Consider the following 16,236-nt stretch of genomic DNA (forward strand, 5'->3'; position numbering starts at 1 on the left):
AGGAATTTGGATGTTACAAACACAAGAAGTCGGATATTGGTATAAAAATGAAGTGGACTCTCTTTATAAAAATGTTAATTTGGAATTTAAGCGAGGCAAGATGTATGCTATTTTAGGCGCAAGCGGTTCTGGTAAAACAACATTTCTCTCGTTGATTGCAGGGTTAGATGTTCCTAAGGCAGGAGCTATTTTGTACAATGGTGAATCATTGGCTAAAATCGGGCTCAGAAATTATCGTAAAAAGGATGTATCGATCATTTTTCAAGCTTATAACTTATTACCGTACATGTCTGCACTGGATAATGTACTGACAGCAATGGCGATTTCAAGTTCAAAACAAGCAGACAAAAAGGCATATGCCTTAGAAAGCTTAGCAGATGTAGGAATTGATGAAACGCTAGCAAAGAAAAACGTCACGCAGCTTTCTGGAGGACAACAGCAACGTGTTGCTATTGTTAGAGCGCTATGTTGTGATCACGAATTGATTGTAGCGGATGAACCTACAGGAAATTTGGATGAAAAAACCTCGAAGGATATCGTTCAATTATTTCAAAAGGTAGCTCATGAGCAGAAAAAATGTATTATTATCGTGACTCATGAACAAGAAGTAGCTAAAGCGTGTGATAAAGTTTATGAATTGAAAAATCAAGCTTTTGCATTAATCACTTGAACTATAAAAAAACTAAGACGCTGAATTTTTAGGCATCTTAGTTTTTTGTTATTTAGTAGCGGAAAAATGATCTAAATACTCTAACTGTTGCTTTAATTGTGAAGTTTCTTTCAGCAAAGAAAGACCAATTGTTGTATCTTTAACTTGTAGTCTTTTTACTTGGCGATCAACAATTTGTCGAGTAGAAATAATATCATCATTGTTTTTGATGGCTGTTTCTTTATCTGAAAATGGTTTGTGAGCAGCTAGTTGCATACCGAAAGAATTGTACAAAAGAGTATAGCCAGCTATACCTGTTACTTTCTGATAAGCACGAGAAAAGCCGCCATCGATCACAATCATTTTGCCATCAGCCTTGATTGGGGACTCGCCTTTGATCAATTTGACTGGTGTATGTCCATTGATGATATGGCCATCTAGCTGATCAAGCTCAAAAGATTTTAAAATTTTCTGGCAAATTTCAGCGTTGTTCCTCAATTTATAATACGCATTTTTAGTTTCTACGTGGGCATTACTTTCTTCAATAAAGTAGCGTTCAAATGTCTTCATAGCATTTTTACCAAAAAGAGAGGAACTTTCGCCACACCAAAGATACCAAACAACGTCGGTTGAAAAATCATCTGTTTGCCAGGGTTGATCAAAGGCTTTTCTAATGTTCATTTCAAAAAAATCGAATAACTCTTTGCCTGAGTAGTTTTTGCCGTTAAATGTCACAGACTGAAATGAGCCGTCTTCATTAAGAGGAACACAACCATGAATCAATAAATTGTGATTATAAGAAAGATAGAGAGAGCCTTTTTCTAATAAGAACTCCATATGTTTCTTTAATTTTGATGAATGTTGAAATTGCGTCATCAAATCATCTATAACAAACTGTTCTTCTTCGGTTAGTCGATAAGGAGTGAGTGGGTCAATCAGCTGAAAGCATGAATTGATCAGTTGATAGGATTGACCACTAATCACAATTTGATTCCCTTGAATTTTTTCTAGTAATAATCTTGGCTGCATGTTAAATTCCGGTCGTCTGCTTATGATTTGACCTTCTAGTTTTTCTTGAATGATCGCCATCGCTTGTTGAATTTTCATTGCATCTATCTTTTCAGTCGTTGTAAGTTGTCGATAAGGATTTTGCTTTGGCTTAAAATGCATATTTTCTTGATACGTTTTGCGACTGAAGGATTTTAAGCGACGCAAATCAATTTCGTAGGCTTCTTCCAAGAGATCAAGGTTCCCATAACGAGCGCAAATTCGCAGGACATTTGCCAAACAAGCTTTTGAACCACTGACCGCTCCTAACCAAATAATGTCGTGATTTCCCCATTGGATGTCAAGCGAATGATACGTCATCAAAGAATCCATGATTTTATCAGGATGAGGTCCACGATCATAAATATCACCAATTACATGAAGATGATCGATCACAAAACGTTGCGTTAAATAGGCTAAATCAGCGATAAACCGTTCCGCTTCGTTCAGTTCGATAATTTTTTTGATGATTTGCCGATAATAGGCTTTTTTATTGGTTGTTTCATCATATTGATAAATCAATTCCTCTAATATATAGGCATATGTTTTAGGTAAGGCTTTACGAACTTTAGAGCGAGTATATTTGCTTGATGAAAAGCGCACAATCACCAATAAATGTTCGATTGTTTCATACCACCACTGTTGCGTTAATTCTTGCTGTCGTTTTAAAGAGTGAATTTTTTCTTCAGGGTAATAAATCAAAAAGCATAGTTCATCCATTTGTTCAGCAGAAAGTTCTTGGTTAAAAAGAGTATGAACTTTATCACGGATACTTCCTGAACCATTTCGTAAAATATGATTGAACGCATCAAACTCACCGTGAAGATCACTGATAAAATGTTCAGTTCCTTTTGGTAAATTTAAAATCGCTTCTAAATTAATTATTTCGGCAATCAACTCATTCGATTGTCTGTTACTCATCTAAAGGACTCCTGACTATTGGTTTTGGGCTAAATCTTCAATAATAGTTGTTGTTTCTTCAATGGATTTTTTATCAACGTTGATTACTAGTGCATTGTATTTTTCAAAAACACTATTGGCATAATCTAATTCTTCTTGAATGCGATCGGCATTTGTATATGCAGAATCTTCTTTTAAACCTAATGAATGCAGTCGTGATTTACGAATGTCCATCAAACTGTCAATACTAGTGGTCAAACCAATAATTTTTTTCGGGTCGATTTGATCTAATTCGGCAGGTAAAGAAACCTCAGGAATCAACGGTAAGTTGGCGACTTTATGATTGCGATTAGCCATATACATACTTAAAGGGGTCTTTGAAGTACGGGAAACGCCTAATAACACATAATCAGCTTCTAAAAAGCCTTTCGAATCTTTTCCGTCATCGTATCTTACAGCAAATTCAATTGCAGAAACACGACTGAAATATTGTTCATTTAACTTGTGGATGGCACCTGGTTCTTGTAATGGTTGAACACCAAACGTTCCTTCAACGATTTCACTTAAGGGGCTCATGTAGTCGACATATTGTAAGCCAGTTCTATTGGCAAAGTCTTTCACTAAGTTTACTAGTTTCTTATTCACTAACGTTGTAACAACAACAGCTTTATCATGTAAAGCATCTCTCAAAATTGGTTGCAGTAATTCTTCGTCTGTAATAAATGGGAAGCGCTGGATATCACTCATATCAATACTTGGGTATTGAGCTGAGACGGCTGAAATGATTTTTTGAGCGGTTTCACCGACTGAATCTGATACTAAATAAATTTTGATTTTGTCTTTTTGCATGATACACTCTCCTAATTTTTAAAGGTTTATTTTTTTGAAGATCAATAATTCTCTTTTTCAATATCATTACCGGCATTTATAAAATAAGACATGATCCTAGTCTTCGTTACTTTCCCAATCACTTTTTTCGGCTGATCGTTCTCAACGACAGGTATTGTGTCAATACTATGCTGCATCAATAATCCACCTGCCTCTAAAATGGTGCGGTCGCGCGTAATCGTGATGATGTTGGGCATCCGACTCATGATCATAGCAACAGGCGTTTTTTCTGTATTTGGGTTACTGATTGCTGCTCGTAATAAGTCTTTTCGTGATAAGACACCATTTAATTCATCATTATCATCTTTTACATAGAGTGAACCGACATCATACATAAATAAATTAGTAACGGCATCATAAACCGTTGTACTTTGATGAATCAGAATAGGTGGGAGCATGATATCTTCGACTGTTTTTTTATACAGTTTTTCGTAGAGCAATGGTTCAATGGTTTGGCCTGTATAAAAATAGCCGACTTTTGGTCTTGCATCAAGCAAACCAGTCATCGTCAAAATAGCTAAATCGCTGCGCAAGGTTGCCCGACTTAACCCTAATGTTTTAGCGATACTATCACCGCTGATTGGTTCATTTTCCTTGACGATTTTGATGATCTCTAATTGTCTTGAGGTAAGTTTCATTTTATCGACCTACTTTCTAAATGTGACACACTATTTATTATATATTTCTTATAAAAATAAAGCAATACTAAAAAAAAGTTACACTAATTCTTGTTGACATATAATGTGATACACAATATAATCGTAATTAAGTTAATGTGATACACTATTTAAAAACAAGAAGGAGAGTTTGCTCGTGAACTATGTGATTGATTTTTCTGAAGGAAGTAAAGAACAAAGTGATTTATTAGGTGGTAAAGGGAGCAATTTAGCGGAGATGACAAAGCTGAAGCTGCCAGTACCAACAGGTTTTACAATCACAACAGAGGCCTGTTTGGATTACTTAAAACAGAAAGAACAGATGTCAGATGAACTAAATTTAGAAATTCGACAACACATTGAGAGTATGGAAAAAAGAACGAAGAAGCGCTTAGGTGATGCTGTTGATCCATTATTGGTTTCAGTTCGAAGTGGTTCAAAATTTTCAATGCCGGGTATGATGGATACGATCTTAAATCTGGGCTTGAATGACGAAACCGTTCTTGGCTTGACACAAAAAACTGGGGATGCTCGTTTTGCTTATGATTGTTATAGACGGCTTTTACAAATGTTTGGGGATGTGGTTTGCGGTATTGACAAAAATCGATTTGAAGAGCAGTTGAATTTTTATAAATCAAAGAAAGGTTACCAATCAGATATAGAGGTGAAAGCTGAAGATTGGCAGGAATTGGTAGCGGTTTATAAAAACATTTTTCTTGAAGTAACGCATCAAGCTTTTCCTCAAGATCCCTATGAGCAGTTACAATTAGCGGTCGAGGCAGTCTTTCGTTCGTGGAATAATCGTCGAGCAATCACTTACCGCCGTTTGCACGATATCAGTGATTCTTTAGGAACCGCAGTTAATATTCAAGAAATGGTTTTTGGTAATTTTGGCTTGGATAGTGGAACAGGGGTAGCGTTCACTAGAAATCCGGCGACAGGTGAAAAGGGGATTTTTGGAGAATTTTTATTAAATGCTCAAGGAGAAGACGTTGTAGCAGGTATCCGAACACCGCAACCCATCAGTAAACTAGAATCATTGATGCCAGAAGTCTATCAGGAATTTTTAACGTTGAGTCATTTATTAGAGCGTCATTACAAAGATATGCAAGATATTGAATTTACGATTGAAAATCGTCAGCTGTATCTTTTACAAACTAGAAATGGAAAGAGAACCGCTAAATCAGCTTTCAAAGTGTGTATTCAGTTAGTTGAAGAGGGGATTATTTCTAAAGAGGAGGCAATTCAACGCATTAATCCAACGATGGTCACTCAATTACTCCATCCTGTATTTGAACCTGATCAATTAAAGAATGCGGAAGTTTTTGCCACAGGATTACCAGCAAGTCCAGGGGCTGCGAGTGGAAACATCTACTTCACGGCAGAATGTGCAAAACAAGCAAGTGAACAGGGAGAAAAAGTTATTTTGATTCGACAAGAAACATCGCCAGAAGATATTGAGGGGATGGTGGTCAGTGAGGCAATCGTGACCTCTAGAGGCGGTATGACCTCTCATGCGGCGGTAGTGGCTCGCGGAATGGGTGTGTGTTGTGTTGCAGGTTGTGAAGAGATTTATGTAGATGAATTTTTAGAACAGGCCACAGCAGGAGGTGTTACCTTACATCAAGGAGACGTTATTTCTGTAGATGGGACAACAGGAACGATTTACAGAGGTGATATCCCTTATGTTGAAGGCGATGAGTGGCAACTGCTAGAAACAATCACAAACTGGGCCAAAGAAGAAGCGACTATTGGCGTCAAAGCCAATGCTGAAACACCTGCTGACATCAAAACTGCTTTGAAATTAGGGGCAGAAGGAATTGGTTTGGCACGGACAGAACATATGTTTTTCGGTGAAGAGCGAATCTTTGAAATGCGTAAAATGATTCTTGCTAAAAGTGAGGGTGCTTTAATGGCGCCTTTGAATCAGCTAAAAGAATTCCAAAAAGAAGATTTTAGAACAATGTTTACGTTATTGAATGGAAAAGCTTGTACGATTCGTTTACTGGATCCGCCTCTGCATGAGTTTTTACCGCAAACAGAAGCTGAAATAACCCATTTAGCGAATGCGACGCAACGAACTGTAGGGGAAATAAAGCACCGCATAGACGAGCTTCATGAACAAAATCCAATGCTAGGACATCGAGGCTGTCGTTTAGCTGTTACGACCCCTCAGATTTACGAAATGCAAGTAGCCGCCATTATAGAAAGTGCATTAGAGGTTGCTCAAAAAGAAAAAAGTCTCACGATCATACCAGAAATCATGATTCCTCTCATTGGTAGTCAAGAGGAAATGCGCTGGTTACGAGAGCGTTTAGATCAAACGATTCAAACTATTTTTTTAGAAAAAAATCAAGTGATTTCATATAAAATCGGGACAATGCTAGAGATTCCTAGAGCTTGTTTAACTGCTGAAAAAATCGCTGAAGTTGCTGACTTTTTCAGTTTTGGTACGAATGATTTAACTCAGTTGACTTATGGTTTTTCACGTGATGACTCGGGCAAATTTATCGGTGCTTATCAACAGAAACAATTGTTAAAAGAAGATCCATTTCAGCATATCGATGAAGAAGGAGTTGGGGCTTTGATGAAGATCGCGGTAGATAAAATCAAGCATTTTGATCCGACGATTAAAATCGGCGTGTGCGGTGAAGTTGGCGGCGATCCTCAATCGATTCGTTTTCTGAAAAAAATTGGTGTGGATTATATTTCATGCTCTCCTTATCGAGTTCCGGCAGCGATTTTAACGATTGCGCAAGAAAAATAAAATCAAACATTAGACGATAATAAGAGGTTGGGATAGAAGCGTTTGACTCCGAGAAGTAAGAAGGAGTTGCTTCTGTTCCAACCGTTTTTAGGATTCTAAGTGCCTTTTTGTTTTATTAGTCTGCTTTTTTTCCGGCAAATGGTATAATTTAGTAGAAGTTATTTGGGAAAGAAGTGAAGTAGATGAATTTGCGCTGGAAATGGCTCGTTTCATTTGGGCTGCTTGTTTTATGTTTAATGTTGATTGGTCATTGGTTTATTAAACAGGAAAATGTTTTTTTTGTAGAACATTCGTCAAAAAAGCAAGCGTCTACTAGTTCAGAATCAAAATGCAAAGAGACGATTAATCAATTGATTGAAGACGCTCATTTTCAAGGAACAGCGTTGATTATCCATCAAGGACAGATTTTTTATCAACAAAGTTACGGATATGCTGATGCACAAACTAAAGTTCCCAATAAAAATGATAGCCTTTATCCAATTGCTTCTTTGCAAAAGATTATTACGGGTTCACTTATTCTAGAATTAGTGAGAGAGGACCAACTTACATTGGAGACCACATTAGATCATTTCTATCCTGAAATTGATCTTAGCGAGACAATCACGATCCAACAGTTACTTAATCATAACTCTGGCATTTTGATGGAAGAAAAAGAGCCAGAACAACTTTTGACAGATCAAGATCGCCAATTGAGAAATGCGTTGAATACCTTATCTACAACATCGAATAAGGAATTTTTGTATACAAATGGAAATTACACTTTATTGGCAGGGATTATTTCTAAACTTACTGGACAAACCTATGAAGAGGTTGTCCAAAAAAAAGTGATCAATAAATTAGCATTGAGACACACTTATTTTTGGGACCAAGTCCCCAAAGATGAACCACTACCAAAGCCCTATTTTTATATGGGACAGGACTATCAGGCTGATCCATTTCCAGCAAGTGAGAAACTTTTTTCAAGTTTGTTAGGAGCTGGGAATTTATATATGTCAACGGAAGATTTCTGGGTGTTTATTCAAAGTTTGGCTAATGGTCAACTTTTTGAGCAAAAGGAATACGCGCAACTTGCAAGTGTTGAGCAAAAAGGATACCAAGCTGGGCTATTTTATTTTGATGATTTAAAATACTCTGAAGGGAATTTAGGCGGGTATGATACCGTGATCTATGGCGATCAAAAAAATCAAAATCTGGCAATTCTTTTTGCAAATCAACCAGCATATGATGGGATGAACGAATTAAGTGAAACAATATACCAGAAACTATTGGACTTTAGCTAAACAAGCTTGTCACAGTTACTGTAAAATATTGTGAAAATCATGAAAAATAGATAGGAAGTTTTTCATTTTTGTGCTATTATTTTTAATAAATCAATCGAAGAAGGTGAAGAGATGCCACTATTATTTGGAACAGCAACATTTAATGAACAAGATCATTTAACGATCGGAGGCTGTGACGTTGTAGGTCTAACCGAGAAATACGGAACCCCTTTATTTGTTTATGACGTTGCGCATATCCGAGAGCGTGCTCGAGGATTTAAACAAACATTCAACTCTTTAGGAGTAAGAAATAAGGTTATCTATGCAAGCAAGGCATTTTGTTGTTTAGCTATGTATCAGCTTTTAGAAGAGGAAGAACTTGGCTGTGATGTTGTTTCTGCTGGAGAAATCTATACAGCGATCAAAGGCGGTATGTCCCCTGAAAATATCGAATTTCATGGTAATAATAAGACGAAAGAAGAATTGTTATACGCTGTAGAGCAAGGTGTAGGAACGATCATTATTGATAATTTTTACGAAATCGACTTATTGAGTACCATTTTGAAAGAAACTGGGAAGCAGCAAAATGTGATGTTCCGAATCACACCAGGTGTTGATGCAGAAACCCATGAGTACATTTTAACCGGGCAAGTAGATTCAAAATTTGGGTTCGATGTCAACAGTGGTCAAGCGACAGAGGCGTTAGTAAAAATCTTAGCGGATGAGCATTTGATTTTAAAAGGTGCCCACTGTCATATTGGTTCACAGATTTTTTCAGCTGAAGGTTTTTTAGCTGCTGTAGAAAAAATGATGCTAATTTTAAATCAATGGAAGCAAAAATTTGATTATACTGTAGAGATTTTAAATATGGGTGGCGGTTTTGGTGTGCAATATACTGAAGCAGATGAGCCATTAGAACCAGAAGCGTTTGTCAAAGCGATTGTGAATGCAGTAAAAGGGCAATGTGAATTATTGAATTACTCATTTCCAGAAATCTGGATTGAACCAGGCCGTAGTATTATTGCCGAAGCAGGTACAACGGTTTACACAGTTGGTTCGCAAAAAGTGATTCCTGATGTACGTCATTATGTGTCAGTTGATGGCGGAATGGGAGATAATATTCGTCCTGCTTTATACGATGCGCTTTATGATGGTTTTTTAGCCAATCGAATTAGTACGGAAACACCAGAAACGGTAAGAGTGGTTGGGAAATATTGTGAGTCCGGTGATATCTTGATCAAAGAAATCGAATTACCGCCGATGGCAGCCGAAGATTTATTTGCTATGACTAGCACAGGTGCCTATGGTTATTCAATGGCAAACAATTATAACCGTAATTTAAAGCCAGCTGTTATTTTTGTTGAAAATGGACAGGACAAGTTGGTTATTCGCCGCGAAACATATGAAGATTTAATTTCTCTGGATTGTGAATAGAAAAATGGTTGGGGCGGAAGAGGTTACTTTTGTTTCTACCATTTATTAAGATTGCAGGCGGCTGGGTTGTAACTCGCAGGGTTATGACCCAGTCTTTTTTGTATTTGAGTGCATTCGTACTTTTTTTCTGAAATAAGAGTATAATGAGAGTAGATAAAAAATTTGTTAGAATTGAGGTGTCGTGATTGAAGTGGGTTCTGTTCGTTTTGGTTATTATAGTGATTTTGGTTATTGTAATTTCGGTCTATGCGGCTAATTTTTTCTTGAATGTCGCACTTTTTAGAAACAATAAATGGTATGACGAGACAGGTCATAAAATGATGAATCCAGATAATTTTAATAAAGGGAAGTCACAGTATGATCTGATCGAGGAGCAACAAATTCAACAAGGTGATGCGTTTTGGCAATTAGCATTTGCGCAAGATCATTGGCTTAAAACAGGAGGAGAAAAATTATATAGTCGTTTGATCATCCCGCATCCTGAAAGTAAAAAATGGGTAATTTGTGTTCATGGCTATCGCTCGTTTGGCAAGCGTGATATGGCATTTGTCGCTTCAAAATTTTCTGAACAAGGATACAATATCCTCGTGCCTGATTTGAAGGCGCATGGAAAAAGTACTGGAAATGTGATTGGAATGGGCTGGCTGGATCGTTTGGATTTATTAAAATGGATCCAAGAAGTCCTCGTGATTGAACCCGCAGCAGAAATTATTTTGTTTGGCGGTTCAATGGGCGCGGCGACGGTGATGATGACAAGTGGAGAAAACTTACCGGAAAACATTAAAGGATTTGTTGTAGATTGCGGTTATTCCTCTGTTTACAATGAATTTGGGGCTATGCTGCGTTCAGCATTTAAGTTGCCAGCCTTTCCGATTTTGACGATTGCGAATGCTTTAGCTAAAAAGAAAGTGGGCTATTCGTTGAAAGATGCGTCTTCAGTTCGTCAATTAGAAAAAAATGAGTTGCCAACTTTATTCATCCATGGGACAGGGGACAAATTTGTGCCGCACCAAATGCTATACGAAAATATGGAAGCGACGAATGGTGTTAAAGAAAGTTTGATTGTTGAAAAAGCCCCGCATTTGTCTTCATTTATTTATGAACCAGAACATTATTTTGAGACTGTTTTTGAATTCATTCATCGCTATTGTTAGGAAGGGGAAATTGTATGGACGCAAAAAATAAACAACAGAAATTAAGCTTGGGAATTTTATTGATTTTAATTGCTGCAGCACTCAGTAGTTTAGGTCAGCTAGCTTGGAAATTTGGGGCAGATGGCACAGGCAGTTATGCTATTTTACTTTATCTTATTGGATTTATAGCGGCAGGAGCTGGGATGTTTTTCATGATGGCAGCTTTTCGTTATGGGGAAGTGTCGATTTTACAACCAATGATGAGTTTGGGTTTTGCATTATCGATTGTTTTGGGGGCATTGTTTTTAGATGAAAGTATTACTTGGTATAAGTTAATAGGAACAGGCTTCATTATTGCAGGTTCGATTCTTTTGGGGATTGAAGGAAATGAGGAAAGCGTATGATCAATTATGCTGCAATCTTAACGATCCTGATTATTACGACTTTTTCGGGCAGTGCAGGAGCATTGGCTTTGAAAAAAGGAATGAATGATCTACCTCAACTAACCTTAAAACGAGTCGTGACGAATGGTTGGATTTACTTAGGCTCCTTTTTATATATTTTAAGTGCTGTAACGAATATAGCATTATTAAAATTTTTGGACTATTCGATTGCCTTTCCTATGACATCTTTGACTTATGTTTGGACAGTTATTATCAGTTATTTTATTTTTAAGGAAAAGCTGACTTTTCGCAAAGTACTAGCCGTTATTTTGATCATCGTTGGTGTGTTTATTATTAGTCAGTAAGAGCTATTTGGTGGTAAGCTAAACCATCTAGTTGTAAGATGAAACTATAAACAACAGGAGGTGTTACTATGTCTACTAAAAGCAAAGGAATCGATAAAATCAAATTACTACAGGCGGTAACAACGATCGTGACAGGAATCATTATGTTAAATGCAGTTTTGAAAGCAGCCAAAAAATAAAAAGATATATGGAAAGCTTTACTGTGATTGTTCTTTGAAGAGCAATTGCAGTAAAGCTTTTTTTAGTAATAAAGTTGGGAGAATATTGAAGGTTTGTCTTAGCTAGAATCTTATATACTTAAAAAAATAGTGAAGATAAAGGAGGGGAAATAATGAGTAAAAAACTTAGGGTGGCACTATTTTTTGTTGTGATGGTGGTGCTATTGTCAGGATGCGTGATTGTGCGAATGTAGGGAGGGAAAAGATGAAAAAAATGTTGGTGCTACCGGTTTTGCTCTTATTTCTATTATCAGGTTGCAAGATTGAAAATAAAAGTCCTCAAAGTGCTCGAGATGATAATTACGGAGTGAATCAAGGTAGCAATTATAGCTGCGAAAGTAGCGGTGATACTCAAACTATCGGGACTTCTTTGGCAAGAACGGGTAATGGCGACGATGTAATTACTAATTTAGCTTTTAAAAAAGGACCTGTAGTCATTACGCTAACTTATAATGGAACGGCAAAATTCACCGTTAAATTATTGGATAGTGATGGAGAAATCATAGCAATATTGGTTGATAGAACTGGCAGTTACACAGGGAAGGTGGTTGTTCAAATTCCTAAGGATGCTGATAACTATATCGTATCAGTTATTTCAGAAGGAGCGTGGCAAGTAGCAACTACAAAAGCAGATGAGAAGGGGGATAATTAGCATAAAAGCTTTCAGATTACTATCACAATGATAGCAACCTGAAAGCTTTCTAACTGTTCGTAATCAAAATAGTAAATAAAAAACTAGCGAATACCCAAAGCAATCCGAGCGTAACGAGACATTTTATCCGTTGTCCAAGCTGGATACCAGACCAGTTTTACTTCTGGATTTTTTACTTCTGGGATTTCTTTCAGCGCTTCATGGATTTGATCCGTTAAAATGTCAGCTAGTGGGCAACCCATAGTTGTTAGTGTCATTTTGATAACCGTATCACCATTTTGCGCGAAGTCTACTTCATAAATCAATCCTAAATTCACAATATCGATTCCAAGCTCAGGGTCAATTACTGTCTCCAGAGCAGTTAGAATCTCTTCTTTGATATCTTCAATCTCTTCAGCAGACCATTCTTGATTTGTTTCAGTCATTGTATCTACTCCTTTATAGTTCGTTCTTCCCATATAATACCTTTTTTTAAATGCTTTGTAAATGAGAATCTTTTTCAATTAAATGCGATTAGCACACGAATTACTCAGTGAAAAGAGAGCCAGAATTAAAATTGCAAAGTAAAGAGCATCAACTCGTTTTCAGTAGCATTTATAATGTTATGTTGAGTGAACGCTTCTAAAAATATTGCGTCTCCTTCGTGTAAGATAAGCGCTTCATCTTGAAGTTCGATCGTTGCTTCACCTTTGATCACGTAATTGATTTCACAAAGATTATGAGCAATTTTTCTTCCGCTAGAAGAGGACTGTGCATCAATATAAATTTTTGAAATCACCATGTTGTTCGTATGTACGGGTAAATTAAACAAGGTATCATAATAAGTAGAATTTGTTTGCCAAGGGTTGTAAATCGTACCTGAAGAGTTGCGAATAACTTTATAGCCATGAGCTGATGTTTCTTCGTCTTGGATAACTTGAGGAGCTTCATTTGCTAAAAGAGAAGCTACCGTGACATCAAGTGCATCGGCAATTTTTCGTAAAGCTTCTAGAGAGGGGCGATTAGTGCCACGTTCGATTTGCGATAAGAAGCTTGCAGAATAACCTGTTTTCTCACCAAGTTCTGTTAAAGTAATCTTTTTTTCTTTTCTTAAACTCTTAATTTTTCTAAATTCCATCTACAGCCGTCCTTTGTCTAAATTCCTTTTTTCATTCATATTATCTCGAATTCGTTACAAAATTACAAGCACTTGAATTTTAATGAATAAAAACACATCATAATCTCATTATTATGTTGACATTTTCATATACTAAACTTAAAATTGTAACCAATAATTCAAATTTAATAATCAAATTTAATTCAAAATTAAAAAAAGCGAGGTTATTAGTTCTTTTAGCATGATTTAATTTCAAAATGAAAAGAGTAGAAGATGCACTGAAAATGAGTAAAAAATTAAAAGAAATACTATTGGGGGAAATAAATTGAAAATAACAAAAATTAATGTAGCACCCAAAGCTGTAAAACTAAAAGAGCCAATCACCATTTCATTGGGAACGATCGAACACTCGATGAGTGCAATTGTTGAAATTGAAACAGACGAAGGCACTATCGGTTACGGTGAAGGCTCTCCTGGGATTCTGATCACGGGTGAGACCTTGAAGGGGACAACTGAATGTATTCAATTATTTGAAAGACAATTGCTAGGTGTGGATCCATTAGATTTGGAGAAAGTTCACAGCATTATGAATTCTGTTGCGGCACAAGCTCCCTCAGCCAAAACAGCGATCGATATTGCATGTTATGATTTGTTTGGGAAAAAGGCTAACCTTCCAGTGTATAAACTTCTAGGCGGTTTTGCTTCTTCTGTTCAAACAGATATGACGATTGGGATCGATACACCTGAAATAATGGCTGAAAAAGCAAAATTAGCTATTTCACAGGGATTTGATACGTTAAAAATAAAAGTTGGGACAGGGTTTGTATCCGATATTGCCAGAATCAAAACTATCAGGGAAGTAGTTGGCAGTCAAATCAAACTACGATTAGATGCCAATCAAGGTTGGAACCCTAAAGAAGCTGTAAATACAATCAATCATTTAGCGCAATTTGATATTGAGTTAGTTGAACAACCGGTCGCTTATCATGATATCGAAGGGTTGACGTTTGTTACAAATCACGTGATGACGCCGATCATGTCAGATGAAAGCTGTTTTAATTCTAAAGACGCCTTGCGTTTGATCAAAGCACGTGCAGTCGATTTTGTGAATATCAAGCTAATGAAATGCGGAGGAATCCATGAAGCATTGAAAATCAATAGCGTTTGTGAAGCGGCAGGCATTGAGTGTATGATTGGATGTATGGTAGAAGAAACGAATATCGGAGTGACAGCGGCCGCTCATTTAGCTGCTGCAACTAAAAATATTACCAGAGCTGATTTAGATGCAACGTTCGGGTTGAATGAAGTGGCAATTCCCGGAGGCGTTGGCTTGGAAGCGACTAGTTTGATTTCATTATCAAACAAAGCTGGCTTAGGTTTGAGCAAATAAGAAAGGTGAGTGTCAAATGTATTATGATCTAAAATATATGAGTGTACCGTTACCAGAAGATGTCATTAAATTGAAAAATTATGGTGATTTTGATGGTGCAGGAAAGTTGATAGCCTATCTATTAACGAGTGAATTACCTGAGTCGCTTAGAAAACGCTTGGAGATTGAACAAGACATCATCCGTATTGTTGGCATTGATGAATATCCATTTGACTTTACAGAAGCAACCAACATGATGAAAGAAACGTTTCAGGAATACGACGAGCAAGAACTGACTCATTTAAAAGAAACTGGAAAAGTAGATTGGCTCTATATCAATGGAAAAGTCCATTTTCAGCGTCGCTTTTTAATGAATTTAATCAAGACACAGGCTGATTATGAAGCGAGATTGATTGTTAAAGAAGATAACGAAGTTGATCGTTTACGCAAGCAAGAGCTGACAGAAAATGTTCAGTGGATGAAAACAAAAGGCAGCAGAAAAGTCAAAATCCATTTAAAAACTAGCATTCAGGTAAAAAAAGAATACGAACGTCCAGGTGAAAAGGTGAAAGTTTATCTACCGTTACCAAAAGAATGTAAACAAACGTCAGACATTCAAATCTTGAAAACGACACCTGAAGCAACTTTTATTGCACCAGAACATGAAGCACAGCGAACAGTCTATTTTGAGACGATTCTTGAAGAAGGTCAAATTTTTTCAGTTGAATACAGTTATATCAGCCAAGTTGATTATGTCGAATTAGATCCAGAAAAAGCTACTGAGGTGCAGCCGGAATTTGAACTAAATGAACAATTGCCTCATATTCGATTTACACCCTATCTGGAGCAACTGTTAGCTGAAATTTTAGCAGGTGAAACAAACCCAATTAAAAAAGCTCGCAAAATCTATAATTTTATTACAACCAAAGTCAATTACTCTTTTATGCGGGAATATTTTACGATCGAGAATATCTCAGAGTATGCTGCAGTCAATTTAAAAGGGGATTGCGGCGTTCAAGCCATTTTGTTCATTACGTTATGTCGAATGGCTAAAATCCCGGCAAAATGGCAGTCAGGGCTATATGTGTCACAATACTATACAGGTTGTCACGATTGGACGCAATTTTATGTGGCACCATATGGTTGGGTTTTTGCTGATCTATCATTTGGTGGCGGCGCGCGTAGAAACGGCGATTTAGATCGTTGGAATTATTACTTTGGTAATCTGGATATCTTTAGAATGCCAGCCAATAGTGAGATTCAAATGGATTTTAATCCACCAAAACAGTTTTTACGAGCAGATCCAATTGATAATCAGCGGGGAGAATTTGAATATCAAAACCAAGGTCTTCCTTACGCCTACTTAGAGGTGAAACAAGAACTTGTTTCAATGGAAGAACTTGTGTAATAAATAAAAAAG

General features: G+C 36.9%; 15 protein-coding genes. 10 read left to right on the top strand and 5 right to left on the bottom strand.

Annotation, left to right across the window (positions count from 1 at the left end; translation table 11 throughout):
* Positions 1-10 precede the first annotated feature (10 nt).
* A complete protein-coding gene (locus tag A5819_RS16780; protein WP_086281901.1) occupies positions 11-670 on the top strand; it encodes an ABC transporter ATP-binding protein in 660 nt (219 codons plus the stop codon).
* A 48-nt stretch (positions 671-718) separates the two neighbouring features.
* On the opposite strand, the gene A5819_RS16785 is transcribed toward A5819_RS16780, so the two are convergent.
* From A5819_RS16785 to A5819_RS16795, 3 genes are read right to left on the bottom strand one after another with little or no spacing between them, the layout of a single operon-like run.
* Positions 719-2,617: a fructose-1,6-bisphosphatase gene (locus tag A5819_RS16785; RefSeq protein ID WP_086281900.1), complete on the bottom strand. Its 1,899-nt coding sequence runs from the start codon at positions 2,615-2,617 to the stop codon at positions 719-721.
* Positions 2,618-2,632: 15 nt separating this feature from the next.
* Positions 2,633-3,445 carry a pyruvate, water dikinase regulatory protein gene (locus A5819_RS16790; RefSeq protein ID WP_086281899.1) on the bottom strand — a complete coding sequence of 271 codons (813 nt, stop codon included), beginning with the start codon at positions 3,443-3,445 and terminating at the stop codon, positions 2,633-2,635.
* 41 nt (positions 3,446-3,486) lie between these two features.
* Positions 3,487-4,122: a helix-turn-helix transcriptional regulator gene (locus A5819_RS16795; protein WP_086281898.1), complete on the bottom strand. Its 636-nt coding sequence runs from the start codon at positions 4,120-4,122 to the stop codon at positions 3,487-3,489.
* A 175-nt stretch (positions 4,123-4,297) separates the two neighbouring features.
* Between A5819_RS16795 and ppdK the strand changes: the two genes are divergently transcribed.
* From ppdK to A5819_RS16830, 7 genes are all read left to right on the top strand, one after another.
* Positions 4,298-6,907, top strand: a complete 2,610-nt coding sequence (ppdK, locus tag A5819_RS16800; RefSeq protein ID WP_086281897.1) for a pyruvate, phosphate dikinase — start codon at positions 4,298-4,300, stop codon at positions 6,905-6,907.
* Positions 6,908-7,089: 182 nt separating this feature from the next.
* Positions 7,090-8,187: a serine hydrolase gene (locus A5819_RS16805; RefSeq protein WP_086281896.1), complete on the top strand. Its 1,098-nt coding sequence runs from the start codon at positions 7,090-7,092 to the stop codon at positions 8,185-8,187.
* 111 nt (positions 8,188-8,298) lie between these two features.
* Entirely contained in the window at positions 8,299-9,600 is a 1,302-nt protein-coding gene (lysA, locus tag A5819_RS16810) for a diaminopimelate decarboxylase (protein ID WP_086281895.1), read from the top strand.
* A gap of 185 nt (positions 9,601-9,785) precedes the next feature.
* The gene (locus A5819_RS16815; RefSeq protein WP_086281894.1) at positions 9,786-10,754 is read left to right on the top strand and encodes an alpha/beta hydrolase; all 969 of its coding nucleotides are present in this window, start codon (positions 9,786-9,788) and stop codon (positions 10,752-10,754) included.
* Between the two features lie 14 nt (positions 10,755-10,768).
* Positions 10,769-11,137 carry an EamA family transporter gene (locus A5819_RS16820; RefSeq protein ID WP_086281893.1) on the top strand — a complete coding sequence of 123 codons (369 nt, stop codon included), beginning with the start codon at positions 10,769-10,771 and terminating at the stop codon, positions 11,135-11,137.
* Positions 11,134-11,481 carry an EamA family transporter gene (locus A5819_RS16825; RefSeq protein WP_086281892.1) on the top strand — a complete coding sequence of 116 codons (348 nt, stop codon included), beginning with the start codon at positions 11,134-11,136 and terminating at the stop codon, positions 11,479-11,481. Before A5819_RS16820 ends, A5819_RS16825 begins: the two co-directional genes overlap by 4 nt.
* A 423-nt stretch (positions 11,482-11,904) precedes the next feature.
* Positions 11,905-12,351 (top strand): hypothetical protein, encoded by a 447-nt coding sequence (locus A5819_RS16830; RefSeq protein ID WP_086281891.1) that lies wholly within the window; start codon positions 11,905-11,907, stop codon positions 12,349-12,351.
* 83 nt (positions 12,352-12,434) lie between these two features.
* On the opposite strand, the gene A5819_RS16835 is transcribed toward A5819_RS16830, so the two are convergent.
* Both A5819_RS16835 and A5819_RS16840 read right to left on the bottom strand, forming a co-directional pair.
* The gene (locus A5819_RS16835; protein ID WP_086281890.1) at positions 12,435-12,776 is read right to left on the bottom strand and encodes a metal-sulfur cluster assembly factor; all 342 of its coding nucleotides are present in this window, start codon (positions 12,774-12,776) and stop codon (positions 12,435-12,437) included.
* 125 nt (positions 12,777-12,901) lie between these two features.
* Complete coding sequence (locus tag A5819_RS16840; RefSeq protein WP_086281889.1) at positions 12,902-13,468, bottom strand: helix-turn-helix domain-containing protein; 567 nt, start codon at positions 13,466-13,468, stop codon at positions 12,902-12,904.
* A gap of 304 nt (positions 13,469-13,772) precedes the next feature.
* Here A5819_RS16840 and A5819_RS16845 point away from each other — a divergent pair, with 304 nt between their 5' ends.
* Both A5819_RS16845 and A5819_RS16850 read left to right on the top strand, forming a co-directional pair.
* Positions 13,773-14,837, top strand: coding sequence for a dipeptide epimerase (locus tag A5819_RS16845; RefSeq protein ID WP_086281888.1), 1,065 nt, complete (start codon positions 13,773-13,775; stop codon positions 14,835-14,837).
* 16 nt (positions 14,838-14,853) lie between these two features.
* Positions 14,854-16,224 (top strand): transglutaminase domain-containing protein, encoded by a 1,371-nt coding sequence (locus A5819_RS16850; protein WP_086281887.1) that lies wholly within the window; start codon positions 14,854-14,856, stop codon positions 16,222-16,224.
* The last annotated feature ends 12 nt before the right edge of the window (positions 16,225-16,236 follow it).

Source organism: Enterococcus sp. 7E2_DIV0204 (assembly GCF_002140855.1).
In the GTDB taxonomy this organism is placed as follows: domain Bacteria; phylum Bacillota; class Bacilli; order Lactobacillales; family Enterococcaceae; genus Enterococcus_L; species Enterococcus_L lemimoniae.

Coding starts and splice junctions, on each gene's coding strand:
- A5819_RS16830 (WP_086281891.1), top strand. CDS start 11,905: ATGAAAAAAATGTTGGTGCTACCGGTTTTGCTCTTATTTCTATTATCA.
- A5819_RS16805 (WP_086281896.1), top strand. CDS start 7,090: ATGAATTTGCGCTGGAAATGGCTCGTTTCATTTGGGCTGCTTGTTTTA.
- A5819_RS16840 (WP_086281889.1), bottom strand. CDS start 13,468: ATGGAATTTAGAAAAATTAAGAGTTTAAGAAAAGAAAAAAAGATTACT.
- A5819_RS16780 (WP_086281901.1), top strand. CDS start 11: ATGTTACAAACACAAGAAGTCGGATATTGGTATAAAAATGAAGTGGAC.
- A5819_RS16835 (WP_086281890.1), bottom strand. CDS start 12,776: ATGACTGAAACAAATCAAGAATGGTCTGCTGAAGAGATTGAAGATATC.
- A5819_RS16795 (WP_086281898.1), bottom strand. CDS start 4,122: ATGAAACTTACCTCAAGACAATTAGAGATCATCAAAATCGTCAAGGAA.
- A5819_RS16850 (WP_086281887.1), top strand. CDS start 14,854: ATGTATTATGATCTAAAATATATGAGTGTACCGTTACCAGAAGATGTC.
- A5819_RS16825 (WP_086281892.1), top strand. CDS start 11,134: ATGATCAATTATGCTGCAATCTTAACGATCCTGATTATTACGACTTTT.
- A5819_RS16820 (WP_086281893.1), top strand. CDS start 10,769: ATGGACGCAAAAAATAAACAACAGAAATTAAGCTTGGGAATTTTATTG.
- A5819_RS16785 (WP_086281900.1), bottom strand. CDS start 2,617: ATGAGTAACAGACAATCGAATGAGTTGATTGCCGAAATAATTAATTTA.
- lysA (WP_086281895.1), top strand. CDS start 8,299: ATGCCACTATTATTTGGAACAGCAACATTTAATGAACAAGATCATTTA.
- A5819_RS16790 (WP_086281899.1), bottom strand. CDS start 3,445: ATGCAAAAAGACAAAATCAAAATTTATTTAGTATCAGATTCAGTCGGT.